Origin of the sequence: Massilia sp. IC2-278 (assembly GCF_020708045.1) — a bacterium.
In the GTDB taxonomy this organism is placed as follows: domain Bacteria; phylum Pseudomonadota; class Gammaproteobacteria; order Burkholderiales; family Burkholderiaceae_D; genus Telluria.
In genome coordinates, this window is sequence record NZ_JAJFES010000026.1 from 1 (window position 1) to 25,382 (window position 25,382).

A 25,382-nucleotide genomic window follows, 5' to 3' on the forward strand; every position below is an offset into this window, starting at 1 on the left:
TGAAGCGGGAACGATCTCCCGCTTCGATGGCAACTGCTTATTTGTCATGTAAATCCTCCAGGGACATATTGTCCACTATTTGGATGTCCATGAATCCCGGACCCTCTCAACCTGACCCCGGCTTGTCGGCTTCTTTTAGCGGCGGTACTGCTGGGCGCTGACCTTTTCCAGCCATTCGACGTTCTTGCCGTCGCGGGTGGCAGTGAGGGCGATGTGGCTCATCGCGGTGGTGGGCGTGGCGCCGTGCCAGTGCTTGACGCCGGGCGGGCACCAGACGGCGTCGCCGGCGTGCAGCTCCTCGACCGGGCCGCCCTCGGCCTGGGTCCAGCCCGTCCCGTTCGTGACGATCAGGTACTGGCCGGCCGGGTGCGTATGCCAGGCCGAGCGCGCGCCTGGTTCGAAATTCACCGCGGCCGCGCTGAAGCTGCCCTGGGCGCCGGCTGGGAACAGCGGATCGACGCGCACCTTGCCGTCGAAGTTGGCAACGGGACCGGCAAAGGATGGCTGGGAACCAGCGCGGTAGATGGTCTGCCCGCTCGCGGCGGCCTGGTCGGCTGCGTGTGCAGCGGGGCTGGCGCAGAGTACCGCCAGCAGCGCTGCCGTGATGGATTGGTGCTTGTGCATGTCTTTCTCCTGAGGATGGTGGTCGTGACAGGACTGTAGCTGCCCGGTGGCGCAAATGACAGCATGCGCCCATGCTAGGCCTTATGAATCCGGCTCATGAATAACCCGCCCGATCCAGTTCCCTCTACAATGATTGCCGCAAACATCCACAGGAACACCATGAGCACCACCGACCTGCCCTTCCGCGCCACCACTTCCGAAGCCTGCGACTGGCTGGCCACCCAGACCGGCACACCCTGGACCCTGGCGCGCCTGCTGGAGCACGAACTCACGCCCTACGTCTGGCTCGACTACGACCCGGCCTATCCGGACCTGTTCGGCGACGCCAACGGCGGCTACGCGGCGCCGATCTTCTTCGAGGACGACATCGCGCGCCTGGCTGCCGGCAGCGAGGACGTGTTGATCACGATCACCAAGGACGCCTACAAGATCGTGGCGCGCCTGCCCGAGCCGGGCTTCACGCGGCCGCTGGCGGACCTGCGCTTCCAGAAGAAGGACATCGAGAAGCTCGCCGGCAGGCTGAAACACGCGGCGCAGGCTCCTGCGGAAAAGGCCAGGCCGGCCGCGGCCGAATCGCAGCTGGGCATCGGCAAGGCCGAGGTACTGGCGGCCTTCGGCCCGATCGTGCGCATGAACCTGGAAAAGGCGCTGGACGACGCCATCGGCATCTTCGGTGACGACGGGGCGCGCGTGAAAGCCAGTGTGCGCAAGTCGAAGCGCAACGCGGTGTGGAACCCGGTCACGCTGGCGCTGGGCCTGCACGATGTCTACCGCGCGCCGCTCGGCGCCCTGAAGCGCGCCTTCAAGACCCACGACTGCCTGCTGGACTGGAACGAGAACTGGGAGCAGTCGCTGCGCTTATTGAATAAATAAGCTGGGTAAATAAGCTGGGCAAATAAGCTAGCGCGCCAGCAGGCGCCGCAATTGCGCGGCCTGGTAGGCGCCGAAAATAGCACTGAACAGGCAGCAGATTAGCGGGTCGTCGACCACGTCGGCGTCCAGCAGATCGCGTTCGGTGTCCTGGTCGAACACGGTGTCGTTGATGCGCATGTACATCGTCGTCATCGACTCGCCCTGCTCCAGCGCGCCATACAGCTTGGTCGCCGGGATCTCGGTGGTCCAGCCCAGCGGCTCTGCGGCGGCGTCGAGTGTGGCCTGGCCGTCTTCCAGGCGATAGCGCCAGTGCGTCGCCTTTCCGTCGCTGTCGAACACCGACAACTGCCACACGCGCGGCTGGTCGAAGTAATCCGATGAGGCCTCGACCTCGCCGTATTGGCCGGCCAATTCGTTGCGGCAGTAATCCAGCACGCGCTCGCGCTGGGCCGCGCTCAGGGGCGCGAAGTGGCGCGCGATCTCGCTCGTCGGCGGTGCGGACGCGTTGCCTTCGTAGACGTAGTCGACATCCTGGTCGCCCACCGGAATCACCCAGGGCAAGCGCGGCGCCGGCTGCAGCGAGGTGGCATCGAGCCGCACCGACACGCCGGGATTCAGGCGCACGACCTGCGCCTGCGGCAGGGCCGCGCCCACCTCGCGCCCGAACCGGGCATACGAGATCGGGAAGAAGGCGCGGCTGTACCAGGACCAGGGCTCCTGCAGGAATTGGCAGGAGCTCGGCACCACGTAGCGCGGCTGCAGCGCCTGCAGCTGGGCGATCCACTCCTCGGGCAGGGCCGGCGGCGCGGCGGCATGGCGCGACGGCGCCAGCACCTCGAGTTCGCGCATGGTCTGGAAAGGCCACAGGACCATGTCCCAGGGCCCCTCGTCCACCAGCTGGCCCAGGGTCGTGTCGTCGATCCAGGAATCGACCACGTTCAGCACGTTCAGGCCGGCCGCGCGCACCTGGAACATCGAGTCGACGTCGGCATCCATGGCTTCGCGCGGCGTCACCTGGAAGGGTCCAATGTCCACCGTTTCGTTCAGGCGCAGCGGCTGCACATGGCTGAAGCCGAGCTGGCGGATCATGTCGAACAGTTCGTCGAAGATGCAGTACAGGTAGATCGGCGTGGCGCGGTCGAGCAGGTCCAGGCTGTCGAGCGAGCAGTGGTCGTCGTGGAAGTGCGAGATGAAGACGGCGTCGAAGCGCTGGCGCCGGATCGCGTCGGTGTCGAAGCGCAGCTGCGGAAAGGCGTGGCAGTTGCGGCTGAAGGGATTTTCAAAAATCGTGTCGAAGGCGATGCGCGTGCCTTCGCATTCGAACAGGTAGCCCGCATGCAGGATGCGGGAGATGGTCATGGCGGAAGTATTCATGGTTCAGGCTTCGATTGATTCGTGCAAGGGGACGGCCAGCGTCCAGGTCGTTCCCTGGCCCGGCGCCGATTCGACGGCCAGCGTACCGATGCCTGCGGCGCGCTCGCGCATGCCGCGGATGCCCCAGTGGCCCGCGCGCCCGCCTTCGTCCAGCACCGCGGGCGGGATGCCGCGCCCGTCGTCGCGCACCGTGACCGACAGCGACTCGGCGCCGAAGCGCAGGCGCACCGTCACCGCCTGCGGCTGGGCGTGCACAAAGGCGTTCCACACCGCCTCGCGCACGATGGCGAACACTTCGTCGCACACGGCCTTGTCGAGTTCGCCGGGCACGCCTTCGGTCAGCACATCGAAGCGCACCGCATCGGTACCCGAGTCGGCGCGCGCCAGCGGCGCGCCGTATTCGGCAATGGCGCGCGCCAGGCCGGCCTGGCCCAGGCTTTCGCCGCGCAGGCCGGCCACGCGGTCGCGGCCTTCGCCGAGCACCTGGCTGGCCGCGGCCAGGGCTTCTTCCAGCGGCTTGCGCTCGTCTTCGCGCAGGCGCTGTACGGCGGCACCGATCTTCAGCACCAGGCCCTGGATCGATTGCAGCACCGTGTCGTGCAGTTCGCGTGCGATGCGCTCGCGCTCGGCCAGGCGTTCGGTCATCTGCGCCGTCACCCGCCGCGCCACCCGCCGCAGGCGCATGCGGTGCAGCAGCCACAGGGCCAGCAGGACCGCCGCCGCGCCGGCGATGCGGAACGGCGTCGACTGGGTCAGGCTGGGCGCCACCTCGAAGGCGAGCGCAGCGCCCGCTTCGTTCCAGACGCCGTCGTCGTTCGAGGCCAGCACGCGGAAGCGGTAACTGCCCGGCGCCAGGTTGGTGTAGTAGGCCGAGCGGCGCCGCTCCGGTTCCTGCCAGGCGGCGTCGACGCCTTCGAGGCGGTAGCGAAAGCGCATGCGTTCGGGCGCGCGGTAGGCGAGCGCCGTGAAGTCGATCTCCAGCGTGCCGGTGTGCGGCGCCAGGCGCACCCCGTCCAGCGGGGTTAACTCGGCGCGGTCGGCGCGCAGGGCCGTGATGACGACCGGCGGCGCCAGGCGGTTGCGCGGCAGCGCGGCCGGATCGAAGGCCACCGTGCCGCCCATGGTCGAGAACCACAGCATGCCGTCGCTGCTGCGGATCGCCGACGGCAGCGGCGTGATGCCGCTGGCCGTGCCCGGCAAGCCGTCGCGGTAATCGAGGCGCTCGAACTGCACGCGGTGCACGACGTTGCGCATTGCCTGCTGCAGTTCGCCCGGGGCGATCGCCGACAGACCGGCGCCGCCGTTCAGCCACAGCGTGCCGCCGGCGTCGAACACCATGCCGTTGATGCCGGCAAACGGCTCGCCGCCCCGGCCCACGACCGGCACGAAGCGCTTGCCGTCGAACCAGGCCAGGCCGTTTTCGCCGCCGATCCAGGCGCCGCCGCGCACCGGCAGGATCGCCATCACGGTGCCGACCTGCAGCCCTTCGGCATGCCCGGGGCGGCGCACCTGGCCGTCTTCGAGGATGGCGAGGCCGTTGTCGGGGGCGCCGAACCACATGCGCCCGCCGTCGGCGGCCACCACCACCGGCGCCATGCCTTCCAGCTCGGCCACGCCGCCGTTGCGGGTCCATTGCCCGTCGCGCAGCGTGTACAGGCCGCGCCGGCCCATGCTCACCCAGAGTGCGCCGTGCGCATCGCTCGCCATCGAAAACACGACCGTGGTCTTCGGGTCCTGCAAACCCGCCGGCTGGGCGACCGCCTCGCGCTGGCCGCCGTTGCGGTCCGCACGCACGCGCCACAGGCCGCCGACGCCGCCGCTCCACAGCGTGCCGTCGGGCGCCTGGTGCAGGGCCGTCGTCAGGTCGGCCACCGTGGACTCGGGCGCGAACTGCAGCGGCTGCGCATTGGCAGCGGCCAGGAGCGAACGGTCGATCCAGACGCCGCCTTCGGCGCGCGCGGCTAGCGGCCGGGCGCTGCCGATGTAGCGCGGCAGCGCCAGCGGCTGGAGGCGGTAGTCGCGGAAGCGGTCGATGCCGTTTTCGGTGCCGACCCAGATGCTGCCCTCGCGGTCCTGGAACACGGTGTAGCCGTGCTGGCCCGACAGCCCGTGCTCGCTGTCGGTGAACTCGCTACGCCCGGTATGCGGCGCAATGCGCTGGGCGCCCGAGTAGCCGGGCTGCCACACGAAGCCGGCCCGGTCGAAGGCGAAGTCGCTGAGCCTGTCCTGGGTGCGCCAGGTAGCGGGATCGGGACCGGAGCCAGCCGCGCCCTTCGTCATGCCTTTCACAAGGTACAGGCCGCCGCCCAGCATGTCCGAGCTCCAGACGCTGCCGTCCGGGTCTTCGGCCAGCTTGCCGAAGCCCTTGACGTCGAGCGCGCGCTCGAAGCGGGCGCCATCCTTTGCCAGGCCGTACACGGCGCTGTTGGTACGCAGCCAGAGCGTGCCGTCGCGTGCGGTCAGCATGGCCACGACGTCGCCCTCGGGCGCGCCCAGGCCAGCCGGCGGCGCTTCCCAGTTGCCGGCCGCTCCCAGCACGCGCAGCGAACGCGGTGCGGCCAGCCACAGGCGGCCACGCCCATCGCGCGCCACGGCGGCCGGCGTGCCGCCCGGCGTGCCCGCTTCGCCCACGCGGAAGTGGCGCATCTTCCCGTCCTTCAGCAGGCTGGCGCCGCCGTAGCGGTAGGCGAGCCACAGCGTGCCGTCTTCCAGCAGGCCGAGTTTGGCGATGTTCGAGGACAGCGGCGCCAGGCCGGCGGGCGCACGCTGGAAACGCACGCCGTCGAAGCGGAACAGACCGGCCGAACTGCCGATCCACAGCCAGCCGTCCGGCGTCTGGGCGATGCCGGTCACGCCGGTCGGCGCGCCTTCGCCGGCGGTCCAGCTGGTGTGCTGCATGGCGATGACGGGGCGCGTGGCCGGTGCGGATGCCGGGGCAGCGTCTGCCGCCACCGCGGGCATGCTCACGAACATGATCGCCGACAAAATCGCGGCCTGGCGGCAAGCCAGGGCGGCGCTGGCGATGGGTCGGAATGCTGGATGCATGGATGGACGGCGAAGGGTGAGCGCGAAACGGCTGATACTGTAACAGCAAGCTTGCCGTTTTGCCCAGCTTCTCCCAGGCCGCCAGCCTTATAGGGCTGCACCCCATACCAGCACCAGCAGGCTGCCAAGGACCAGGAAGATGCTTGAGCGCGCAAGGCGCCGAAGCGGCCAGACAGCGTCTGGTATGTAGGCCGCCGCATACACCCCCACCAGCGACAGGGCCTGGATTTGCAGTGGGAAGACCAGCAGTTCCCACACCATGCGCCCGTTCGACCCGATCAGGGTGCGCGCCACATACAGGCCGACCGGCACGACCATCAGTGCGACGTCGACCATCGCCCCGTACCCGTGCGCCTTCCAGGATGCGCGCAGCGGCGGTACGGCAAGCAGAAACAGGAATCCGGATACACCGAACAGCAGGGAATCCATCCGCATGAAGGTACTCCGGCCTGAATGGATGTCGACGCCATGCAGGCATGCGCCTGCATGATCCGTGCCCGGCAAGACAAGGCCGGGCTTGTTCCGCTTACTGCGGATCGGGCAGCATGTACTTGTCGTAGTTGGCGATGAAATCGTCGATATTCACGGTCATCATTTCGCGGAACTGGCCGACGAAGTAGTCCACGGCCCGCTCTTTTTCGGCCGTCATGTTCTGGGCGCTGCCCGTGCTTTTCGCAAGCAGGAAGGCGTTGAACCGCGCAGCCGCGAACAGGGTCGATGCGCCGACTTCGCTTGGCGTGCTGCCGTCGCACTGGTCGTTCGCATAGTTGATGACGCCGTCGACGCGCTGCCAGAATTCCGGGCCAATGATGTTTTCGCTCATAATTTCTCTAGACTGTGGGTTAAGCATGGAATGCAGGCGCCGTCGATGCCAGCGTCGGGCGCCAGTCCTGGCGCCGGGTGATCTTCCTCCCGGCCGCCAGGAAAGGCACTCTAGCACAAGCGCGGCGCCGCTCCCAGGCCTAGCGGTTCTGGTAACCACCGTACGCCGCAACCGGACTCCAGGCCGGCGACACGGGCGGCAGCTGCGGCGCCAGCGGCGCATACGCACCGGCGCCGTACACCACCTTGCCGTTCACGACGGTCAGCAGGCTTTCCAGGCGCTTGATGCGCTCGGCATCGACCGTGAAGTAGTCCTGCGGCAGCACCACGAAGTCGGCGTACTGGCCGGCCTGGAGCCTGCCTTTTACCTGCTCCTCGCCGCTCATCCAGGCCGAGCCGGTGGTCATCAGCTGCAGCGCCTCGTAGCGGGTCGGCACGTCCTTGTCCTGCCAGATGCGCATGCCGCCGGCGGTCTTGCCCGTCACCGCCCAGTACAGCGAAGGCCAGGGGTTGTAGCTCGACACGCGCGTGCCGTCGGTGCCCAGGCCGACCGGCAGCTGCATGTCGAGCATCCTGCGGATCGGCGGCATCTGGCGCGTCTGTTCGCCGTAGCGCTTCCAGTAGGCTTCGCCCTGGAAGTGCATGCGGTCCTGCACCGCCACGCCGCCGCCGAGCTTCTTGATGCGCGCCAGCTGGGCGTCGGTGATGGTTTCGCCATGGTCGACGATAAAGCGCAAGCCGTCCAGGGGCGTCTTCGCGTTCACCTTCTCGATCACGGCCAGGTCGCGGTCGATGCTCTCGCCGTAGGTGGCGTGCAGGCGGAAGGGCCAGCGCTTCTTCACCAGCAGGGTGACCACGGCCTCGAGTTCGCCTTCCATGGCTTCCGGCAGCTCGGGGCGCGGCTCGAGGAAGTTCTCGAAGTCGGCCGCGCTCGACACCAGGTTCTCGCCGCCGCCCTCGGCCGAGAAGCCGTTCGGGTAGAACATGTGGTCGTTCTTCTTCGGGTGCGTCATCGTGGTCCAGCGCCCGAAATCTTCCAGCTCCTTGCCGGCGCGCTGGGCGAACAGGTAGTAGGAGGTGCGCACGGTGAGCTTGCCTTCGCGCGCCAGTTCCAGCGTCACGCCATAATCGTCGGGGTAATTCTGGAAGCCGCCGCCGGCGTCGATGGCGCTGGTCACGCCCAGGCGGTTCAGCTCGCGGTAGAAATGCAGGGTCGAATTGCGCTGGTCGGCGCGGCTCAGTTTATTCGTCTTGGCCAGGGTCGAGTACAGGATCAGGGCGTTCGGCTTGGCGATCAGCTTGCCCGTGGGTTTGCCATGCGCATCGAGCTCCACCACGCCGTCCTTGAACTGCGTCTCCTTGTCGTAGCCGAGCGTGGCGATGCCCTTCTGGTTCAGGAAGCCCAGGCCGTACAAATAGAGGATGAACACCGGGCGGTCCGGCACGGCGGCATTGATTTCTTCCAGCGTCGGCAGTCGCTTTTCCTCGAACTGGTATTCGTTCCAGCCGCCGACCACCTTCACCCATTCGCCTTCCGGCGTGCGCGCGGCCTGTTCCTTCAGCATCTGCAGGGCGCGCTTGAGCGAGGTCACGCCGTCCCAGCGCAGCTCCATGTTGTAGTTCAGGCCCTCGCGGATCACGTGCAGGTGCGAGTCGTTCAGGCCCGGGATCACGGTGCGTCCGCCGGCGTCGACCAGCTGGGTGGCCGGTGTCTTCAGCTTCAGCACCTCGGCATTGCTGCCGACCGCCAGCACCTTGCCCTCCTTGACCGCAAGCGCCTGGACGAATTCGCCCTCGCGCGCCATGGTGGCGATCTTGCCGTTGGTGAGGATCAGGTCGGCCTGGGCCTGGGCCAGGCCGGCGGACAGCATGGCGGAGAACAGGAGTGCATGTTTCAGATGGGTGGTCATGGTGTGGGTCTTTCGTTGGAGGCGATGGCGGCAGGTGGTGCGCCCGGCTTGTGCAAGATAGCCGCTGGCGGCTGCGCCGTCCCCTGCCTTATGGCGGGGACGGCGGCGGGACTACACCAGCTCGGTGCGGATGGCGATCTGGCCGGACAGGGTCTTGTGCACGGGGCACTTGTTGGCGATGTCGAGCAGGCGTTCGCGTTCTTCCGCGCCCAGGTCGCCCAGCAGGCGGATGCTGCGCTGGAAGCCGTAGGCCGCGCCGTCCTGGCCGTGGTCCACCGTCACCAGCACTTCGTCCAGCTTCCAGCCCTTGCGGCGGGCGTACAGGTTCACGGTCAGCGTGGTGCAGGCCGCCAGCGCCGCCGCCAGCAGGTCGTGCGGGGCCGGGCCGCTGCCCTCGCCGCCGGCGTCGACCGGGACGTCGGTCAGCACCCGGTGCGGGCCGATCTCGATGACTTGCTGCAGCGGGCCTGCGCCGCGGTGGGTTGTCACTAGCATGATTATTCTCCTGTTGTTTGCCGAAGGTTCAAGCCGCATGGGTGCGCAGGGCCGCGCCCTTGCCTGTTCGGACTGCGGCGCGCTCCTGCTCGATGCCGAAGATGACCAGCATGCCACCCAGGATCGACAGGTTTTTCAGGAAGTGGTTCAGCTGGTTCTGGAATTCGGCGGCGTCGGCATGCCAGAAGCCGTGGAAGATCAGCGTGACCGGCACCAGGAACAGGGCCAGCGCCAGCGCCGCAAGGCGCGCTTGGTAACCGGTGACCAGGGCCAGGCCGCCGCCCACTTCGAGCAGGATCGTCAGCACCAGCAGCACGCCGGCCGCCGGGATGCCGGCACTGTTCATCCAGGCCGCGACGCCGCTAAAACCAAGCACCTTGCCGATGCCGGACACGATGAACAGGATGCCGGCCAGTGCGCGGCCGATCGGGTAGAGTTTGGTAGTGCTCATGGTGATGCTCCTTTCAGGTATGTAGTTGGATAATGCGATTACAGCGGCAGGTCGAACAGCAGCACTTCGGCGTCGCTGGCGCCGTCCAGGCGCACCAGGTCTTCGCCGCTCACGTGGGCCGCGTCGCCGGTGTCCAGGCGCTGGCCGTTGACGTGCACGCTGCCGCGCGCCACCTGCACATAGGCCTGGCGCCCAGCTGCCAGCGGGTGCTCGACGCGGTCTTCGCTGCCGAGGATGGTGGCGTAGATCGATGCGTCCTGGCGCAGCGAGACCGAGCCGTCGCGGCCGTCGCCCGATGCGATCACGCGCAGGCGGCCCCGCTTGGCGTCGGCGTCGAAATGCTTTTCCTCGTAGCCCGGCGCGCCGCCGGCTGCGCTCGGGATCACCCAGATCTGCAGGAAGTGCACCGGCTCGGTCTTCGAGGCGTTGAACTCGCTGTGGGTGACGCCGCTGCCGGCGCTCATGCGCTGCACGTCGCCGTAGCGCAGGACCGAGCCGTTGCCCATGCTGTCCTTGTGTTCCAGGGCGCCGCCCAGCACGTAGGAGATGATTTCCATGTCGCGGTGGCTGTGCGGTTCGAAGCCGCGGCCGGGGGCCACGCGGTCTTCGTTGATCACGCGCAGCGGGCCGACGCCCATGTGGGCCGGGTCCTGGTAGTGGCCGAACGAGAAGGTGTGCTGCGAACGGAGCCAACCGAAACTGGCGACACCGCGGTCCTGGCTTTGACGAATCTTCAACATGATGTTTTCCTTTTTGGTTGAAAGTAATCGAACCGTTCGATTACCTGGGGCTGCGGAACTTGCTCGTTCATTCGGGCCGGTGCTCCGCAACGCCTTGCATGGAAAACATTATGGACGTTCGTGCAAGGGAAGAAAAACGGGTTATTTCACGGTCTATCATCGAGTTTTTCGATGATGACGCAGCCTGCCAAATGGCGGGTTTCAACGCTGCGTGCCCTTGCTAGGATCGGCAGCTTCTTTGATCTGAAAGCTTCATCATGAAACGCACTCCCCTTCGCAGCGCCCTCCTCGGCCTCTTCTGCACGCCGGCGCTGGCCCTGGCCGACCCGTTGCAACTGTATGGCCGCCTGAACCTCGGTGTGGAAAACATGCACCTGCATGGCGGCGCCGATGGCGCGCGGGGCGCCACCGCGACCCGGCTGGCCAATTACCGCTCGGTGTTCGGGGTGCGCGGCAGCGAAGCGCTCGGCCAAGGCCTGCGCGTGATCTTCCAGGTCGAGGGCACGCTCTCGCCGGACACCGGCGCCGGCAGCGTGGCCGCGCGCGACACCCGCGTCGGCCTGGAAGGCGCCTGGGGTACGCTGTTCGCCGGTAACTGGACCACGCCCTACAACGCCGCGACCGCCGGCCTCGACCCCTTCTATCCGACCACGGCCGGCTACATGAGCATCATGGGCAACGGCTCGGCCGCCAACGCCAATAACACCAGCGACACCACGTCCTTCGACCGCCGCCAGCAGAACAGCCTGCACTACTGGACGCCGGCCTGGCGCGGCCTGACGCTGCGCGTGGCGCACGGCTTCAACGAGGAGTCGCCCGCGAGCGGCGCCAAGCCTTCGCTGACGTCGGGGGCGCTGGTCTTCGAGCGCGGCAGCCTGTACGCGACGCTGGCCCACGAGCGCCACCGCGAATACCGCGGCCCCGGCCTGAATGATTGGGGAACGAAACTGGGTGCGGCCTGGCAGTTCGGGCCGGCGCGCCTGGCGGCGGCGGTCGAGCAGCTGCACTATGAAACGGCGGGCGGCGACCTGGAACGGCGCGCCTATTACCTGTCGCTGACGCGGCAGTTCGGGCCGCATGCCGTGAAGCTGGGCGTGGCAAAAGCACGCGATGGCAAGGGGAATACGGCGGAACAGGTGGGCTTCGTCCGCGCCGGCGACGCTACCGGCGCCGTGCATGCCACGCTGGGCTACGACTATGCACTGTCGAAGCGCACCAGCGTATTCGCCTTCTACACGCACCTGCGCAACGATCGCCGGGGCAGCTACGATTTCGCCATCAATTCGCTCGATGCGACGGTGGGGTCGCGCGCAGCGGGCGCCGCGCTGGGCCTGCGCCACGCCTTCTGAACGGGTAGCCGGCTATCGGCTGCGCGTCTTCTCGATCTGCAGCCGTTCGGCGTGGCGCACCAGGTCGGGCAGCGAGCGCGCCGCCATCTTTTCCATGACCTTGCGCTTGTGGGTCTTGGCCATGATTTCGCTCACGCCCAGTTCATCGGCGATCTGCTTGTTGAGCAGGCCGCCGATCGCCAGGCGCATGGTTTCGCGCTCGCGCGGGGTCAGGCTGTCGTGGCGCTGGCGCAGTTCCATCAGTTCGCGCCGCGCCGCCAGCTGGGCCGCATCCCTGGCCAGCGCCTCGCGCACCGCCTGCAGGAGCGCCTCGGGCGCCACCGGCTTGACCAGGAATTCGACGGCGCCGGCCTTCATGGCCTGCACCGACATCGGGATGGTGCCGAAGCCGGTCATGAAGATCAGGGGAATGTCGGCGCCGAGGCGTGCCAGCTCGGCGGCCACGGCGAAGCCGTCGAGTTCGGGCATGTGCATGTCGCACACCAGGCAGCAGGGACCGTCGCTGCGCACCTGGGAAACGAAATCGGCGCCGGCCGCGAAGCCGTGCGCCGTGTAGCCTTCGGCATGCAGCAGGTCGAGCACCGAGGCGCGCACGCTGTCGTCGTCGTCGACCACGTAGACGGCCGGGGTCATCGTGCATGCTCCATCGGGTTCGGCCAGCTCATTGCCTCAGGCTCCTGGGATGGCGTCAGGCGGTACGGTCGCCCGGCGCGGGTTGGTCGGCAGGCGCAGGCTTCGCCTCGACGCCCGTGATGCGCGCCACGCATTCGCTGCGCAGCCAGCTGGCCGTGACCGGCTCCCTGCTCACCATCTTTTTGATGACGGGGACGGCCTGCTCGCCGACCAGCATGCCCAGCAGGCCGACCAGTGCAATCGCCGGCGGGGCCGGCGAGCGCACCTGCAGCAGCGCGTAGATCAGGCCGACCAGGATGCCGGCGGCCAGCGAAACGACGTAGATTTTCATGGGGTCTCCGCAGATGAACCAAGGAGGCAGGGCTTGCCGCGCTCGCGCGCCGCATGCCCTGCTCACCCATTACTTCGCCGGCACCGGCGCCAGCGTTTCGTGGCTGCCGCTGATGCGCTGCGGCGCCTTGTGCACCATGGTGTAGGCGTAGTCCACGCCCATGCCGTAGGCGCCCGAGTGCTCGCGTACGATTGCCATCACGTCATTATACGTATCGCGGTGGGCCCAGTCACGCTGCCACTCGAGCAGCACCTGCTGCCAGGTGACCGGCACCACGCCGGCCTGGATCATGCGCTGCATGGCGAAGTCGTGGGCGGCCTGCGAGGTGCCGCCGGAAGCGTCGGCCACCATGTAGATCTCGTACTCGCCTTCCAGCATCGCGCACAGGGCGAAGGTGGTGTTGCACACTTCGGTCCACAGGCCCGAGACGACCACCTTCTTGCGGCCGTTGGCGGCCAGGGCGTCGCGCACTTTCTGGTCGTCCCAGGAATTCATCGAGGTGCGTTCCAGGATTTCCTTGCCCGGGAAGACGTCCAGCAGTTCCGGGTAGGTGTGGCCCGAGAAGCTTTCGGTTTCCACGGTGGTGATGGTGGTCGGGATGTTGAACACCTTGGCCGCTTTCGCCAGGCCGACGGTATTGTTCTTCAGGACCTGGCGGTCGATCGACTGCACGCCGAATGCCATCTGCGGCTGCTGGTCGATGAAGATCAGCTGGCAGTTATCGGGAGTCAGGACATCGAGTTTTGGATTGTTCATGGTTTCACTTTCTTTGGGTTGGATGGTGCGGCGCCGGCAGTGGCGCCGCGTTGCGGAAAACTAGGAAGATGCCCTGGCCTGGACCGTACCTGCGGTCCGGGGCCGCTCGGCCACCAGCAGCCCGACCAGGATCAGCACCGGCAGCGCCAGCGCGGCAAAGCCGAACCAGAGGTAGCCAAATGCCGCCGCGATGCAGCCGATGGCGAAGGACAGCAGCGGCCACAGGAACTTGGCGAAGCGGGTTCTCAAGCCGGGATCGTCGGCGCCGCGCAGCAGGTCGACCGCGTCGATGACGATCTGGGTCACGTTCCCGGTCATCATCGAGGTCGGCGCCAGGTGGCCCAGCAGCAGGCGCGAGATGGCGCTGTGGGCGTCCATGGCCGCGGCGCCGAGCAGGCCCGAGGTCATGGCCAGCGGGCCAGCTTCCGTACCCACCGGGGTCGCCGCGATGCCGAAGAACATGAAGCCGAGCAGCAGCGCCAGCTCGAGCAGCAGTGCCGGGCGCAGCGCCAGTGCCTGGCGCCGCTCCACCAGCACGACCAGGATGCGCGCCGCCGCCACCCCGGCGATAAAGGCCGGGAAGGCGAGGAACTTCAGCAGGATCGAACTGCGCGAGGGGTCGGCCAGGGCCGCGCCGATCAGGATGAAGTTGCCGGTAACGTGGGCCGTGAACAGGCCGAACAGGGCCAGGAAGCCGAGCGTGTCGACGTAGCCGGCGAAAAAGCCCAGGGCCATTCCCTGGGTTTGAACGTGTCGGGGTTCGTTCATGGTGTCTCCTTCGATGCGCGGTGCTGGGGCGAGAAGCACACCCCAGGCCACCGCGGCGTTGAAGCATCGTATTGCGCCGCGCGGCGGCCCACCCCTCCCATTTGGCCAGTCCCGCACGTACCCGGCCTTTCGGCCAGTGTGGGCCTGGTCCGCCATCCCTAGACTGGCTGCTCCTGCGCGCACCGCGCAGTCTCTCCCTCCTGAAAGGACCACCATGACGAACAAGAACTCCCTCTCGCGCCGCTCGCTGCTGACCGGTGCCGCTTCCGCTGCCGCCGCAGCCGCCGGCGCCGGCCTGGCTGCCCCCGGCTCCGCCGCAGCCGCGCCTGCGGCCAAGGCCCCGGTCCAGCCGGGCACGCGCGCCGGCCAGTACCTGACCCTGGCCGACGGCACCGTGCTGCACTACAAGGACTGGGGCAGCGGCCAGCCGGTCGTCTTCAGCCACGGCTGGCCTCTGCAGGGCGACGCCTGGGAAGACCAGATGTTCTTCCTCGCCTCGCACGGCTACCGCGTGATCGCCCACGACCGCCGCGGCCACGGCCTGTCGAGCCAGCCGTGGAACGGCAACGACATGGACACCTATGCCGACGACCTGGCCGCCCTGGTCAAGCACCTGGACCTGAAGAACGCGGTGCTGGTCGGCCACTCGACCGGCGGCGGCGAAGTGGCGCGCTACATCGGGCGCCATGGCAGCGCCCGCGTGGCGAAAGCCGTGCTGGTCGGCGCCGTGCCGCCGCAGATGGTCAAGTCGCCGACCAACCCGAACGGACTGCCGATGGACGTGTTCGACGGCATCCGCAAGGGCGTGCTGGAAGACCGCGCCCAGTTCTTCATGGACCTGACGGTTCCCTTCTATGGCATCAACCGCCCCGGCGCCAAGGTGTCGCAAGGCGTGCGCGACACCTTCCGCAACCAAGGCATGCAGTGCGGGATCAAGAACGCCTACGACTGCATCAAGCAGTTCTCGGAGACCGACTTCACGGCCGACCTGAAGAAGATCGACGTGCCGACCCTGGTCGTGCATGGCGACGACGACCAGATCGTGCCGATCGACGCCTCGGGCCGCGCCGCCGCCAAGCTGCTCAAGCGCGGCAGCCTGCTGGTCTACGAAGGTGCGCCGCACGGCCTGCCGACCACCCACAAGGCGCGCCTGAACGCCGACCTGCTCGCGTTCATCAAGGCGTAAGCACGCACCTGGGCGGCGGCCTATCCATGTGTATATCTCGACCGCCGCCCGCCACCCGGCGAGAATGGCCCGGCCGCCGGCATCCCGCGCCGGCCTCTTCTTTTTTGCGCAAGGAGCCGCCGATGGACCAGCCACCGATCTCCCTCGTCATCGCCGACGACCATCCCCTGATCCTCGCCGGCATCGCCATGCTGATCGAGGCCGAGCCCGGCCTAAAGCTGCTGGGCCAGGCCGTGGATGCCGACGGCGCCGTGGCCCAGTACGAACGCCTGCGCCCGGACGTGCTGCTGGTCGACCTGAACATGCCCGGCGGCGGCCTGGATGCGATTGCCCGCGTGCGCACCCGCCATCCGTACGCGAAAATCGTGATCCTCACCACCTACGACGGCGACGAGGACGTGCACCGCGGCCTGGCGTCCGGCGCGGCGGGCTACCTGCTGAAGCACTCGGCATTCGAGGAAATCGTGCACTGCCTGCGCCAGGTGATGGACAAGCGGCGCTACCTGCCGCCCCAGCTGGCCCACAAGCTGTCCGCGCGCATCGAGGCCAGCGCCCTGTCGGCGCGCGAGCTCGACATCCTGGCCCACCTCAGCGCCGGCAAGAGCAACAAGCTGATCGCGCGCGATGCCGGCATCGGCGTCGGCACCGTGAAGTACCACATCAATAACATCCTCTCGAAACTCAACGTCTCGTCGCGCACCGAAGCGGCCAGCGTCGCCCAGCGCCGCGGCCTGCTGCCCACTTACTGAATTCATTACGGAGTCCACATGACCTCAACGGCGCCCGCATCACAGTTTCCACATTCATCGTCCCCACCTTCGTCGCCCCCGCTCATCCTGTTCAATGGCTGCTTCCATACCGTCGACCGCGAAAACCCGCAAGCCAGCGCGGTTGCCATCCAGGACGGCAAGTTCCTGGCCGTCGGCGATCTTGAGGCCGTGATGCGCCACCGCGCGCCCGGCAGCCAGGTGATCGACCTGAACGGCCGCACCGTCATTCCTGGCCTGAACGACTCGCACCTGCACCTGATTCGCGGTGGCCTGAACTACAACCTCGAGCTGCGCTGGGAAGGCGTGCCCTCGCTTGCAGATGCGCTGCGCATGCTGAAAGACCAGGCCGACCGCACGCCGAACCCGCAGTGGGTGCGCGTGGTCGGCGGCTGGAACGAATTCCAGTTCGCCGAAAAGCGCATGCCCACCATCGAGGAAATCAACTGCGCCGCGCCCGACACGCCGGTGTTCATCCTGCACCTGTACGACCGCGCCCTGCTCAACCGCGCCGCCCTGCGCGCCGTCGGCTACGACCGCAACACGCCGAACCCGCCCGGCGGCGAGATCGTGCGCGATGCCGACGGCAACCCGACCGGCATGCTGATCGCGCGCCCGAACGCGATGATCCTGTACGCCACCCTAGCCAAGGGTCCGACCCTGCCGCACGACCTGCAGGTGAACTCGACGCGCCAGTTCATGCGCGAACTGAACCGCCTGGGCGTGACCAGCGCCATCGATGCCGGCGGCGGCTTCCAGAACTATCCCGAGGACTACGCCGTCATCGACGAATTGGCGCGCGAAAACCAGCTGACCATCCGCATCGCCTACAACCTGTTCACCCAGAACAAGGGCGAGGAACTGGGCGACTTCCAGAAGTGGACCGGCATGATCAAGCCCGGCGACGGCAGCGATTTCTATCGCCACAACGGCGCCGGCGAGATGCTGGTGTTCTCGGCCGCCGACTTCGAGGACTTCCTGCAGCCGCGCCCCGACCTGCCGCAAGGGATGGAAGACGAACTGGAAAAGGTGGTGCGCCACCTGGTCGAGCAGCGCTGGCCCTTCCGCCTGCATGCCACCTACGACGAATCGATCTCGCGCATGCTCGACGTGTTCGAGAAGGTCAACCGCGACACGCCGTTTGCCGGCCTGTCCTGGTTCTTCGACCATGCCGAGACCATCACGCCACGCAATATCGAGCGCGTGCGCGCGCTCGGCGGCGGCATCGCGATCCAGCACCGCATGGCTTTCCAGGGCGAGTTTTTCGTGGAGCGCTACGGCGCCGACGCAGCCAAGGCCACGCCGCCGGTGGCGCGCATGCTGGAGATGGGCGTGCCGGTGGGCGGCGGCACCGACGCCACCCGCGTGGCCAGCTACAACCCGTGGACGGCGCTGTACTGGCTGGTGTCGGGGCGCACCGTGGGCGGCATGCGCCTGTACGACGCCGGCCAGCGCCTGTCGCGCGACACGGCCCTCGAACTCTGGACCAGCGGCAGCGCCTGGTTCTCCAGCGAACAGGGCAAGAAGGGGCGCATCCGCGCCGGCATGCTGGCCGACCTGGCGGTGCTGTCCTCGGACTTCTTCCGCGTGCATGAGGACGAGATCAAGGCGATCGAGTCGGTGCTGACGGTCGTCGACGGCAAGATCGTGTTCGGCCAGGCCGAGTTTTCGTCGATCGCGCCGCCGCCGATTCCGGTGCTGCCGGAATGGTCGCCGGTGAACCGGGTGAGCGGGCATTACCGCGCCGCGCCGCCGCAGCCGGTGGCCCAGCTGGCGCACCAGTGCGCCGGCGCATGCGGCGTGCATGGCCACGGCCACGACCGCGCACGGCGCTCGACCGTGCCGGTGTCGGACTACCAGGGCTTCTGGGGCGCATTCGGCTGCAGCTGCTTCGCGTTCTGATTCGCCGGCAAAGACTGGCGCAGGGTGGACGGGTCCCCCGTCCACCCGTCCAACACCAGGCACCACCGGTACATACAAGTTTTGTGAATCCGCTACGACTATCGTATGACAGGATTCACGCCGCACAGCAGCATAATGGGATCGACGTCGCGCCGGAGCCGTGCGCGATGCACTGTACGCTCAGAAGAAAGCCGATCCCATGCACACTCTCCTGAAATCCGACCGTCCTCACCCTTCCGTCCCGCGCCAGCCTGCCGGCAACCGGCGCGCGACTCCAGCTGGGCAAGCTGCGGCGCCTGCCGAGCCACCCTGCCCCTGCGCCAGCGCCTCCGACCGCCTTGGCATGGTCATCGCCCACGAAGTCAACCAGCCGCTGGCGGCGATTGCCCTGCACACGGCGGCCGCGCGCAAATGGCTGTGCCGCGCCGAGCCCGACATCGAACGCGCCCTCGAGTCGCTGGCGCTGATCGGTGCGGCGGGCCGCCAGGCCGGCGACATCGTGCGCGGCATGCAGCGCCAGGCGGCAGGCCAGCCGCTGGAAACGGCGCAGGTGCCGGTCGACGCCGCGGTGCAGGATGCGCTGCAGGCGCTGTGCTGGCCGATGCGCAAGAACGGCATCGCGGTCGACGCCTTCTTCGGGCTGGACGGCTGCCGTATCACTGCCAACCGGGTGCAGGTGCAGCAGGTGGTGAGCAACCTGCTGGTAAACGCCATCGAGGCGCTCGCCGCTGGTGGAGGCGTCCGGCCGCCGCGCATTCGGGTCGAGACGCGGCGCCATGGCGGCGAAGTGGAGATCGCGGTGGCCGACAACGGCCCGGGCATCGCGCCGGCCCGGCATGCGCGGGTGGTTGCCAGCCTGGCCGGCAGCGCCGATAATCCAGCCGATACAGGTAACGGCAGCGGGCTGGGCCTGGCGATCAGCGCCTCCATCGTGCGCGCGCATGGCGGGCGGCTCTGGTTCGAGCCCGGCGCGCAGCATGGCGTGTGCTTCCGTGTTCGCCTGCCGGTTCGCGGGCACGCCGCCGCCGGCCGCTCCTTCATGAAGGCATTCACGACATGACCCACACCAGCGCCCCCGCGATCCGCGTCATGGTCGCCGACGACCACCCGATGATGCGCGAAGGGATTTCCGCCGCCCTTGAGGCCCAGGGCGGCATCGAGATCGTCTGCACGGCCGCCAACGGCGCCGAGGCCATCGCCGACTTCGCGCGCCACCGCCCGGACGTGTCGCTGGTCGACTTGCAGATGCCGGTCAAGGACGGGCTGGAAGCGATCATCGGCATCCGCGCACTGCACCCCGATGCGCGCATCGTCGTGCTGACCACCTACAGCGGCGACGCGCGCGTGGTGGCCGCGCTGAAGGCCGGCGCCGCCGCCTACCTGCTGAAGGATGCCTCAGGCGCGGCCCTGGCCCAGGCGGTGCGCAACGTCTACAAGGGCGCCAGCGTGATCGCGCCGGTGGCCCAGCGCGACGTCGACAGCCACCACCGCGCCGACGCCCTGTCCGCGCGCGAGCTCGACGTGCTGCGCCTGGCCGCCAACGGCAACTCGAACCGCGTGATCGGCGAGGCGCTCAGCATCAGCGAGCCGACCGTCAAGACCCACATGAGCGCCATCCTGGTCAAGCTCGGCGCGGGCGACCGCACGCATGCGGTGACGCTGGCCGTGAAGCGCGGGTATATCAGTCTTTGAGTGTCGCACGGTGGGTTCGAGAACCCACCAATCGCTCGGCAGCACACCACGCTATCCTTTTGTATAGCTAGTCCACCGCAACCGGCCCATTCAGAATGACCGCAACGCCGCCCGCCCGCGCGGCGCTCCCCACCTGAAAGGACCTCACCATGACCGCCACCCGCACCATCAATACCGTCACCGCCCGCGACGGCACCCTGATCCACTTCACTGACTGGGGCCACGGCCAGCCGGTCGTCTTCAGCCACGGCTGGCCGCTCTCGGCCGACGCCTGGGAAGACCAGATGCTCTTCCTCGCCGATCACGGCTACCGCGTGATCGCCCACGACCGCCGCGGCCATGGCCGCTCCAGCCAGCCCTGGCACGGCAACGACATGGACACCTATGCCGACGACCTGGCCACCCTGCTCGACACGCTCGACGTCACCGGCGCCACCCTGGTCGGCCACTCGACCGGCGGCGGCGAAGTCGCGCGCTACATCGGCCGCCACGGCACCAATCGCGTGTCGAAAGCCGTGCTGGTCGGCGCGGTCACGCCGCAGATGATGGTGTCGCCGGCGAACCCGGACGGCGTGCCGCTGTCGGTATTCGACGGCATCCGCGCAGGCGTGCAGGCCGACCGCGCCCAGTTCTTCTACGACCTGAGCACGCCTTTCTACAACTTTAACCGCGACGGCGCCAAGGTGTCGGAAGGGATGCGCCTGTCCTTCCTGCGCCAGGGCCTGCAATGCAGCATCAAGAGCGCGTATGCCTGCATCAAGCAATTCTCGGAGACCGACTTCACCGAAGACCTGAAGAAGATGTCGATCCCGACGTTGGTGGTGCATGGCGACGATGACCAGATCGTCCCGATCGCCACCACCGCACGGCGCGCCGTCGAGATCCTGCCGCAGGGCCGCCTGTCGGTGTACGAAGGCGCGGGCCACGGCCTGCCGGCAACCCACAAGGACCGGCTGAACGCCGAACTGCTGGCTTTCCTGCGCGGCTGATCCGCTGCATCCTGGAGGGGCCGGCGGCCCGGAGGGGCCTGCGGCCCGGAGGGGCCTGTGGCCCCTCCTTTCTACCGCATCACACTTCCAGGCGTTCGAACGCCGCCTGCACCCCGGCGCCATAGGCCGGGTCGGCCCTCGTGCAGTTGGCCACGTGGCGCGCCTTGATCTCCAGATCCACTCCGCGCATCGCGCGCGCCGTGTTCTCGAACAGCGCCAATTGCTGGTCCGGCGTCATCAGGCGGAACAGCGCGCCCGGCTGCGAATAGTAATCCGTGTCGTCGCGGTGGTTCCAGCGGTCGACCGCGCCGTCGAGCGCCAGCGGCGGCTCGCGGAAATCGCGCTGCTCGCGCCATTCGCCGCGGCTGTTCGGCTCGTACGACGTGGCGCCGCCGTGGTTGCCGTCCACGCGCATCTGGCCGTCGCAGTGGTAGCTGTGGAAGGGGCACTGCGGCGCATTCACCGGAATCTGGTGGTGGTTCACCCCCAAGCGGTAGCGCTGGGCGTCGCCGTACGAGAAGAGGCGGCCCTGCAGCATGCGGTCCGGCGAAAAACCGATGCCCGGCACGATGTTGGCCGGGTTGAAGGCGGCCTGCTCGACGTCGGCGAAGAAGTTCTCCGGATTACGGTTCAGCTCCATCGTGCCGACCTCGATCAGCGGGTAGTCGGCATGCGGCCAGACCTTGGTCAGGTCGAAGGGATTCAGGTGGTAGCCGCCTGCATCGCGCTCGGGCATCACCTGCACGTACATGGTCCAGCGCGGGAAGTCGCCGCCCTCGATGGCCTCGTACAGATCGCGCTGGGCGCTTTCGCGGTCGCGCCCGATCAGTTCCTGCGCGTCGGCGTCGCCCAGGTTCTGGATGCCTTGCTGGGTCTTGAAGGTGAACTTGATCCAGAAGCGTTCGTTCGACGCATTGATGAAGCTGTAGGTATGGCTGCCGAAGCCGTGCATGTGGCGGTGGCTGCGCGGCAGGCCGCGCTCGCTCATGAGGATCGTCACCTGGTGCAGGGCTTCGGGCAGCAGGGTCCAGAAGTCCCAGTTGCTGTTGGCGTTGCGCAGGCCGCTGCGCGGGTCGCGCTTGACGGCGTGGTTCAGGTCCGGAAACTTCAGCGGGTCGCGCATGAAGAACACCGGCGTGTTATTGCCGACCAGGTCCCAGTTGCCCTCTTCCGTATAAAACTTCATGGCAAAGCCGCGGATGTCGCGCTCGGCGTCGGCCGCGCCGCGCTCGCCGGCCACGGTCGAAAAGCGCACGAACATCGGCGTCGTCTTGCCGACCGCGCCGAAGAGGCGCGCTTTAGTGTAGCGGCTGATGTCGTGGGTGACGGTGAAGCTGCCAAAGGCGCCGGCGCCCTTGGCGTGCATGCGGCGCTCGGGAATGACCTCGCGGTCGAAGTGGGCCAGCTTTTCCAGGAACCAGACGTCCTGCAGCAGCATCGGGCCGCGCGGCCCCGCGGTCTGCACGTTCTGGTTGTCGGCGACCGGCGCGCCGGCAGCGGTGGTGAGATGTTTCATAGGTCTTCTTTCAGGTGGTTGGAACCCTGGCAGCCTAGCGCCGCGCCCGCCCCTTGCCACCCACCGAAAGACCAGGCGCCTAGCGTTCGCCGCGCGCGTGCAGGTCGATCCAGGCCACGATCAGGAAGGCGCCGACCAGGCCCAGGTGCTCGAAGAAGCCGTTCGCCGCCATCGTGCGCGTCGGCCCGGCCAGTTCCCAGAAGCGGTTGGCGACGAAGTTCGCGGCAAACGTGAACAGGGCCAGCCAGGCGGCTCCGGCCCAACGCCAGGCGCCCGACAAGATCAGCAGCGACGCGCCGAGTTCGCCGGCGATGGTGAGCAGCGCCAGCGGCGCAGCGGGCGCCAGGCCGAAGTGCCGCATCTCGGCCAGCGCCGCCGTGAAGTCGAGCGCCTTGGTCAGCCCGCCCTGGAGATAGGCGGAACAGAGCAGCAGCAGGAAGCACCAATAGAGCGGATGCGTACGGCGCGCGGAGGGGCGGGTGGGAATGGCCTGGGCCAGGTGCGAGTGCATGGGCGTATGGAAGAAAGGAGGAAGGAAACGGCCGCTTCAAACGGGAAGCGCGTAGCGCGACAAGTCGGGCCGCGCGACCGGAAACCCGGCGTCGGCCTGGCTGGCGGCGCGCTCCAGCAGGCGCCGCACGTGCGTGGCCAGCAGGCAGCGGCGCTTGCCCTTGCGGAAAAAGGCATGGCTGCCGCGCACCACGTAGCCGTCGTGGAACGTCACTTCGAAACCGACCGGACTGGCGTCGTGCAGGCTGCCCCAGCGCGCCAGCACGCGGTCGGCGCTGTAGAACTCGCCGAGCAAGGCGGTGGCGCTGGATGGATTCCACAGGCGGATACGCATGACCTCGATCTGCTCGTCGGCATCATCAATGGCGCGGTCTGGCGGAAAAATGGAGGCATGCATGGTCGCGGTCCGGGGCTGGTCTGGATGTTGGACGCTCGGGTGCGCGTCCGGTTCCAGCATACGGCGCCGCCCGCGCCGCCGCCCCTGCCAGAAGGCAGGCCCAGGCTCGGCCGTTTTATTCGTTTTGCAGGATGACGGGCATGGCGCGCGACCAGCGGTTGGCCGAGAGCGAGAAGCTCAGCGAGCGCACCTGGTGGTACCAGCCGGCCGGCACGTACAGCATGTCGCCGGCTTCCACCAGCACGTCAACCAGGGCGGCCTGGCGCGCCAGCGGATAGCGCCCGAAATCGGGGGCGTCCGGGTCGAAGGGCGAGCCGAACAGCAGCGCGTTCGCTTCGCGCGGGTAGAGGAATGCGGCGTGGTGCGGCGGCGCCAGCCAGATGCGCTTGCTGCCCCAGATTTGCGCGAACAGGTTGTCGTCGTAGTCGCAATGCAGCGGCGTGACGGTGCCGCCCGGGCCGAGCCAGAAGCGCGGCGGGCCGGGCTTTTCCAGCCAGGCGGGCCAGTGGCAGTAGCGGTTCAGTTCGCGCAGTTCGAGGTTGCCGACGTAGGGCGCCAAGGCTTGCGTGCCGGCGGCGGCCAGCTCCAGGTAGGCCAGCATCGACATGTCCTGCATCGCGCGGTCGGGAGCAAAGGCGGTGCCGATGTAGTCGCCGACGCGGGCGCGTACCGGCAGCGCGCCGAATTCCTCACGCAGGGTTTGCGGCGTGAGGCTGCACAGCGGCCAGCGCCGAGCCGCGCCCTCAACCAGGAAGGGCAAGCCGGCCGCGGCGCGGGTGCGGAAGTCCGCCGTGTCGCGGACGCGCACGCGCGGTACGGCGGGCAGGCCTGGGAGCGTGCGCGAGACGCGCTGTACCGCATCGCGCATGGCCTCGATCGAGGCGACCCCGCGTACTTCGGCATCGCGGCGTGCGCGCGCCGCCTTGCGTGCCTGCTGCGCGTCTTCGCTGGCCGCGTGGTCGGCCACGGTGGGGCGTGGCGGCAGGCGCTGCAGGGTGGGCGCCGGCTCGGCGTTTGCTTGGAGGTCCTTCTGGTCTGGCATGTGCTTGCTCGCCCCGCTTGCCGGGGCGTTTGAAACGCGTAGGGGCGACAGCATAGCGCATCGCACCGTTCGATTGCCAGCGCGGCGTAATCCGGGGATGATCGTATTTTTGTCCGCATCACATTCATGACCACCTATCACCCCTGCCCCAACGACCACGGCCAGCCCGTCGTCATCCGCACGCCGTCCACGCCCACGCCGCTGTCGCATTGGGATGACCCTGGCAAGATCGCGACCGTGCTGCCCGGCGGTGCGCTGCCGGCGGCGCTGAACGGCATCCCATTTTCGGCCTGGGCCGAGGCACCCGCCAGTGCCGATGGCTGGAGCGCCTGCGTGGCCGGCATCGGTGTCGACGAGCCGCCCTTCGTGCTGCCGGCCGGGATGGCGGCGGCGGCCGGCGCCGTGGTCCTGGAGGATGACGGGCGGGTGTGGCTGGTGGCGCCGTCGAACGGTTTCGGCGGCTACAGCGCCACGTTCCCGAAGGGCCGGGTCGATCCCGGCACCAGCCTGCACTGCGCCAGCGTGCGCGAAGCCTTCGAGGAGTCGGGACTGCAGGTGCGTGTCGAAGCCTTTTTGCTCGACGTGCGCCGCACCCTCACCTACACCCGCTACTACATCGCGCGCCGGGCCGGCGGCAGCCCGGCGGCAATGGGCTGGGAGTCGCAGGCCGTGCACCTGGTGCCGCTGGCCCAGCTGCGCGAGGCGGCCGTGCATCCGAACGACGCGCCGGTGATTGCCGCGCTGGAACGCTGGCTGGGTTAGCAGGCGCTTGCTTGGGGGCTTCCGCCGTGCCGTCGTTGGCGGACCGGGATGGGCCGGCCGCCCCCTCGCTGGATGCTTGCTTGCTGGCTCAGGTGTTTCCGGAGTCCGCGGCCTTTCTGTTTTTCGGTGCTGTCGGTTCGCTGTGTTGGTTAGTTACTTTTCTAGCGCACGTAGCAAGCCCTTGTTGCCGAGGCGCCTGCCTGGCGCATCGTCCGATTTCCATGTGCAGATCAAGGATGCCGCTCAGGGCAGTTCCGGCTTGCCCGCTTTCGCCTCGATCAGCCCAGCCAGCAGCGCATCCCTTGCCGGCGCCAGCGCGGCGCGGTCGTGCTCGCGCAGTGCCTCGTCTAGGCCGGCGCACAGCGTCGCCTTCAAATCTTCGGTGATGTGCGGCGTGCCGAGGTCCGCCCACCAGCTTTCGATCGGCGGCCCGAGATGGTCCAGCATG

Annotated in this window: 26 protein-coding genes and 1 pseudogene; 9 read left to right on the top strand and 18 right to left on the bottom strand. The window is 68.1% G+C overall.

From position 1 onward, the window contains the following. Positions 1 to 135: 135 nt before the first annotated feature. On the bottom strand, positions 136 to 624 hold the full coding sequence (locus LK540_RS24100) for a cupin domain-containing protein (RefSeq protein WP_229439942.1): 489 nt from the start codon (positions 622 to 624) through the stop codon (positions 136 to 138). Positions 625 to 783: 159 nt separating this feature from the next. On the opposite strand from LK540_RS24100, the gene LK540_RS24105 reads away from it, so the two are divergent. Beyond that, a complete protein-coding gene (locus tag LK540_RS24105; protein ID WP_229439943.1) occupies positions 784 to 1,497 on the top strand; it encodes a hypothetical protein in 714 nt (237 codons plus the stop codon). Between the two features lie 27 nt (positions 1,498 to 1,524). Here the strand turns inward: LK540_RS24105 and LK540_RS24110 are convergent, their stop codons facing one another. From LK540_RS24110 to LK540_RS24145, 8 genes are all read right to left on the bottom strand, one after another. Next, complete coding sequence (locus LK540_RS24110; protein ID WP_229439944.1) at positions 1,525 to 2,871, bottom strand: MBL fold metallo-hydrolase; 1,347 nt, start codon at positions 2,869 to 2,871, stop codon at positions 1,525 to 1,527. A gap of 3 nt (positions 2,872 to 2,874) precedes the next feature. After that, positions 2,875 to 5,916, bottom strand: a complete 3,042-nt coding sequence (locus LK540_RS24115; RefSeq protein WP_229439945.1) for a triple tyrosine motif-containing protein — start codon at positions 5,914 to 5,916, stop codon at positions 2,875 to 2,877. Positions 5,917 to 6,003: 87 nt separating this feature from the next. After that, a complete protein-coding gene (locus LK540_RS24120; RefSeq protein WP_229439946.1) occupies positions 6,004 to 6,345 on the bottom strand; it encodes a hypothetical protein in 342 nt (113 codons plus the stop codon). Positions 6,346 to 6,442: 97 nt separating this feature from the next. Further along, the gene (locus LK540_RS24125) at positions 6,443 to 6,739 is read right to left on the bottom strand and encodes a DUF3144 domain-containing protein (protein ID WP_229439947.1); all 297 of its coding nucleotides are present in this window, start codon (positions 6,737 to 6,739) and stop codon (positions 6,443 to 6,445) included. Between the two features lie 139 nt (positions 6,740 to 6,878). Next, on the bottom strand, positions 6,879 to 8,648 hold the full coding sequence (locus LK540_RS24130) for an amidohydrolase (RefSeq protein WP_229439948.1): 1,770 nt from the start codon (positions 8,646 to 8,648) through the stop codon (positions 6,879 to 6,881). Positions 8,649 to 8,759: 111 nt separating this feature from the next. Next, positions 8,760 to 9,143, bottom strand: a complete 384-nt coding sequence (locus LK540_RS24135; RefSeq protein ID WP_229439949.1) for an OsmC family protein — start codon at positions 9,141 to 9,143, stop codon at positions 8,760 to 8,762. A 28-nt stretch (positions 9,144 to 9,171) separates the two neighbouring features. After that, positions 9,172 to 9,594 (bottom strand): DoxX family protein, encoded by a 423-nt coding sequence (locus LK540_RS24140; RefSeq protein WP_229439950.1) that lies wholly within the window; start codon positions 9,592 to 9,594, stop codon positions 9,172 to 9,174. Positions 9,595 to 9,632: 38 nt separating this feature from the next. Then, positions 9,633 to 10,334 carry a pirin family protein gene (locus LK540_RS24145; RefSeq protein ID WP_229439951.1) on the bottom strand — a complete coding sequence of 234 codons (702 nt, stop codon included), beginning with the start codon at positions 10,332 to 10,334 and terminating at the stop codon, positions 9,633 to 9,635. 257 nt (positions 10,335 to 10,591) lie between these two features. On the opposite strand from LK540_RS24145, the gene LK540_RS24150 reads away from it, so the two are divergent. Continuing rightward, on the top strand, positions 10,592 to 11,683 hold the full coding sequence (locus LK540_RS24150) for a porin (protein WP_229439952.1): 1,092 nt from the start codon (positions 10,592 to 10,594) through the stop codon (positions 11,681 to 11,683). Between the two features lie 12 nt (positions 11,684 to 11,695). Here LK540_RS24150 and LK540_RS24155 read toward each other — a convergent pair whose 3' ends face one another. The 4 genes from LK540_RS24155 to LK540_RS24170 all read right to left on the bottom strand — a co-directional run bounded on the left by LK540_RS24155 (position 11,696) and on the right by LK540_RS24170 (position 14,171). Beyond that, entirely contained in the window at positions 11,696 to 12,316 is a 621-nt protein-coding gene (locus LK540_RS24155) for a response regulator transcription factor (RefSeq protein WP_229439953.1), read from the bottom strand. 55 nt (positions 12,317 to 12,371) lie between these two features. Continuing rightward, a complete protein-coding gene (locus LK540_RS24160; RefSeq protein WP_229439954.1) occupies positions 12,372 to 12,647 on the bottom strand; it encodes a XapX domain-containing protein in 276 nt (91 codons plus the stop codon). Positions 12,648 to 12,716: 69 nt separating this feature from the next. Beyond that, positions 12,717 to 13,403 carry a hydrolase gene (locus LK540_RS24165; RefSeq protein WP_229439955.1) on the bottom strand — a complete coding sequence of 229 codons (687 nt, stop codon included), beginning with the start codon at positions 13,401 to 13,403 and terminating at the stop codon, positions 12,717 to 12,719. Positions 13,404 to 13,463: 60 nt separating this feature from the next. Continuing rightward, entirely contained in the window at positions 13,464 to 14,171 is a 708-nt protein-coding gene (locus tag LK540_RS24170; protein WP_229439956.1) for a YoaK family protein, read from the bottom strand. A 214-nt stretch (positions 14,172 to 14,385) separates the two neighbouring features. Between LK540_RS24170 and LK540_RS24175 the strand changes: the two genes are divergently transcribed. From LK540_RS24175 to LK540_RS24200, 6 genes are all read left to right on the top strand, one after another. Continuing rightward, a complete protein-coding gene (locus LK540_RS24175; RefSeq protein WP_229439957.1) occupies positions 14,386 to 15,357 on the top strand; it encodes an alpha/beta fold hydrolase in 972 nt (323 codons plus the stop codon). A gap of 122 nt (positions 15,358 to 15,479) precedes the next feature. Next, on the top strand, positions 15,480 to 16,106 hold the full coding sequence (locus LK540_RS24180; protein ID WP_229439958.1) for a response regulator transcription factor: 627 nt from the start codon (positions 15,480 to 15,482) through the stop codon (positions 16,104 to 16,106). Between the two features lie 18 nt (positions 16,107 to 16,124). Further along, entirely contained in the window at positions 16,125 to 18,026 is a 1,902-nt protein-coding gene (locus tag LK540_RS24185) for an amidohydrolase (protein ID WP_229439959.1), read from the top strand. Positions 18,027 to 18,225: 199 nt separating this feature from the next. Then, the gene (locus tag LK540_RS24190) at positions 18,226 to 19,086 is read left to right on the top strand and encodes a sensor histidine kinase (protein ID WP_229439960.1); all 861 of its coding nucleotides are present in this window, start codon (positions 18,226 to 18,228) and stop codon (positions 19,084 to 19,086) included. Continuing rightward, positions 19,083 to 19,718 (top strand): response regulator transcription factor, encoded by a 636-nt coding sequence (locus LK540_RS24195; protein ID WP_229439961.1) that lies wholly within the window; start codon positions 19,083 to 19,085, stop codon positions 19,716 to 19,718. The genes LK540_RS24190 and LK540_RS24195 overlap by 4 nt, the downstream gene beginning before the upstream one ends. A gap of 167 nt (positions 19,719 to 19,885) precedes the next feature. After that, complete coding sequence (locus LK540_RS24200; protein WP_374041389.1) at positions 19,886 to 20,707, top strand: alpha/beta fold hydrolase; 822 nt, start codon at positions 19,886 to 19,888, stop codon at positions 20,705 to 20,707. A 79-nt stretch (positions 20,708 to 20,786) separates the two neighbouring features. Here LK540_RS24200 and LK540_RS24205 read toward each other — a convergent pair whose 3' ends face one another. The 4 genes from LK540_RS24205 to LK540_RS24220 all read right to left on the bottom strand — a co-directional run bounded on the left by LK540_RS24205 (position 20,787) and on the right by LK540_RS24220 (position 24,172). Next, on the bottom strand, positions 20,787 to 22,223 hold the full coding sequence (locus LK540_RS24205; RefSeq protein ID WP_229439963.1) for a catalase: 1,437 nt from the start codon (positions 22,221 to 22,223) through the stop codon (positions 20,787 to 20,789). Between the two features lie 79 nt (positions 22,224 to 22,302). Further along, positions 22,303 to 22,734: a DoxX family protein gene (locus LK540_RS24210; protein WP_229439964.1), complete on the bottom strand. Its 432-nt coding sequence runs from the start codon at positions 22,732 to 22,734 to the stop codon at positions 22,303 to 22,305. 36 nt (positions 22,735 to 22,770) lie between these two features. Beyond that, entirely contained in the window at positions 22,771 to 23,130 is a 360-nt protein-coding gene (locus LK540_RS24215) for a hypothetical protein (RefSeq protein ID WP_229439965.1), read from the bottom strand. A gap of 115 nt (positions 23,131 to 23,245) precedes the next feature. Beyond that, complete coding sequence (locus LK540_RS24220) at positions 23,246 to 24,172, bottom strand: cupin-like domain-containing protein (RefSeq protein ID WP_229439966.1); 927 nt, start codon at positions 24,170 to 24,172, stop codon at positions 23,246 to 23,248. A 126-nt stretch (positions 24,173 to 24,298) separates the two neighbouring features. Here LK540_RS24220 and LK540_RS24225 point away from each other — a divergent pair, with 126 nt between their 5' ends. Further along, positions 24,299 to 24,934, top strand: a complete 636-nt coding sequence (locus tag LK540_RS24225) for an NUDIX hydrolase (protein ID WP_229439967.1) — start codon at positions 24,299 to 24,301, stop codon at positions 24,932 to 24,934. A gap of 243 nt (positions 24,935 to 25,177) precedes the next feature. Here LK540_RS24225 and LK540_RS24230 read toward each other — a convergent pair. Then, a pseudogene (locus tag LK540_RS24230) lies at positions 25,178 to 25,382 on the bottom strand (3-hydroxyacyl-CoA dehydrogenase); the annotation flags it as partial.

Coding starts and splice junctions, on each gene's coding strand:
- LK540_RS24100 (WP_229439942.1), bottom strand. CDS start 624: ATGCACAAGCACCAATCCATCACGGCAGCGCTGCTGGCGGTACTCTGC.
- LK540_RS24105 (WP_229439943.1), top strand. CDS start 784: ATGAGCACCACCGACCTGCCCTTCCGCGCCACCACTTCCGAAGCCTGC.
- LK540_RS24110 (WP_229439944.1), bottom strand. CDS start 2,871: ATGAATACTTCCGCCATGACCATCTCCCGCATCCTGCATGCGGGCTAC.
- LK540_RS24115 (WP_229439945.1), bottom strand. CDS start 5,916: ATGCATCCAGCATTCCGACCCATCGCCAGCGCCGCCCTGGCTTGCCGC.
- LK540_RS24120 (WP_229439946.1), bottom strand. CDS start 6,345: ATGGATTCCCTGCTGTTCGGTGTATCCGGATTCCTGTTTCTGCTTGCC.
- LK540_RS24125 (WP_229439947.1), bottom strand. CDS start 6,739: ATGAGCGAAAACATCATTGGCCCGGAATTCTGGCAGCGCGTCGACGGC.
- LK540_RS24130 (WP_229439948.1), bottom strand. CDS start 8,648: ATGACCACCCATCTGAAACATGCACTCCTGTTCTCCGCCATGCTGTCC.
- LK540_RS24135 (WP_229439949.1), bottom strand. CDS start 9,143: ATGCTAGTGACAACCCACCGCGGCGCAGGCCCGCTGCAGCAAGTCATC.
- LK540_RS24140 (WP_229439950.1), bottom strand. CDS start 9,594: ATGAGCACTACCAAACTCTACCCGATCGGCCGCGCACTGGCCGGCATC.
- LK540_RS24145 (WP_229439951.1), bottom strand. CDS start 10,334: ATGTTGAAGATTCGTCAAAGCCAGGACCGCGGTGTCGCCAGTTTCGGT.
- LK540_RS24150 (WP_229439952.1), top strand. CDS start 10,592: ATGAAACGCACTCCCCTTCGCAGCGCCCTCCTCGGCCTCTTCTGCACG.
- LK540_RS24155 (WP_229439953.1), bottom strand. CDS start 12,316: ATGACCCCGGCCGTCTACGTGGTCGACGACGACGACAGCGTGCGCGCC.
- LK540_RS24160 (WP_229439954.1), bottom strand. CDS start 12,647: ATGAAAATCTACGTCGTTTCGCTGGCCGCCGGCATCCTGGTCGGCCTG.
- LK540_RS24165 (WP_229439955.1), bottom strand. CDS start 13,403: ATGAACAATCCAAAACTCGATGTCCTGACTCCCGATAACTGCCAGCTG.
- LK540_RS24170 (WP_229439956.1), bottom strand. CDS start 14,171: ATGAACGAACCCCGACACGTTCAAACCCAGGGAATGGCCCTGGGCTTT.
- LK540_RS24175 (WP_229439957.1), top strand. CDS start 14,386: ATGACGAACAAGAACTCCCTCTCGCGCCGCTCGCTGCTGACCGGTGCC.
- LK540_RS24180 (WP_229439958.1), top strand. CDS start 15,480: ATGGACCAGCCACCGATCTCCCTCGTCATCGCCGACGACCATCCCCTG.
- LK540_RS24185 (WP_229439959.1), top strand. CDS start 16,125: ATGACCTCAACGGCGCCCGCATCACAGTTTCCACATTCATCGTCCCCA.
- LK540_RS24190 (WP_229439960.1), top strand. CDS start 18,226: ATGCACACTCTCCTGAAATCCGACCGTCCTCACCCTTCCGTCCCGCGC.
- LK540_RS24195 (WP_229439961.1), top strand. CDS start 19,083: ATGACCCACACCAGCGCCCCCGCGATCCGCGTCATGGTCGCCGACGAC.
- LK540_RS24205 (WP_229439963.1), bottom strand. CDS start 22,223: ATGAAACATCTCACCACCGCTGCCGGCGCGCCGGTCGCCGACAACCAG.
- LK540_RS24210 (WP_229439964.1), bottom strand. CDS start 22,734: ATGCACTCGCACCTGGCCCAGGCCATTCCCACCCGCCCCTCCGCGCGC.
- LK540_RS24215 (WP_229439965.1), bottom strand. CDS start 23,130: ATGCATGCCTCCATTTTTCCGCCAGACCGCGCCATTGATGATGCCGAC.
- LK540_RS24220 (WP_229439966.1), bottom strand. CDS start 24,172: ATGCCAGACCAGAAGGACCTCCAAGCAAACGCCGAGCCGGCGCCCACC.
- LK540_RS24225 (WP_229439967.1), top strand. CDS start 24,299: ATGACCACCTATCACCCCTGCCCCAACGACCACGGCCAGCCCGTCGTC.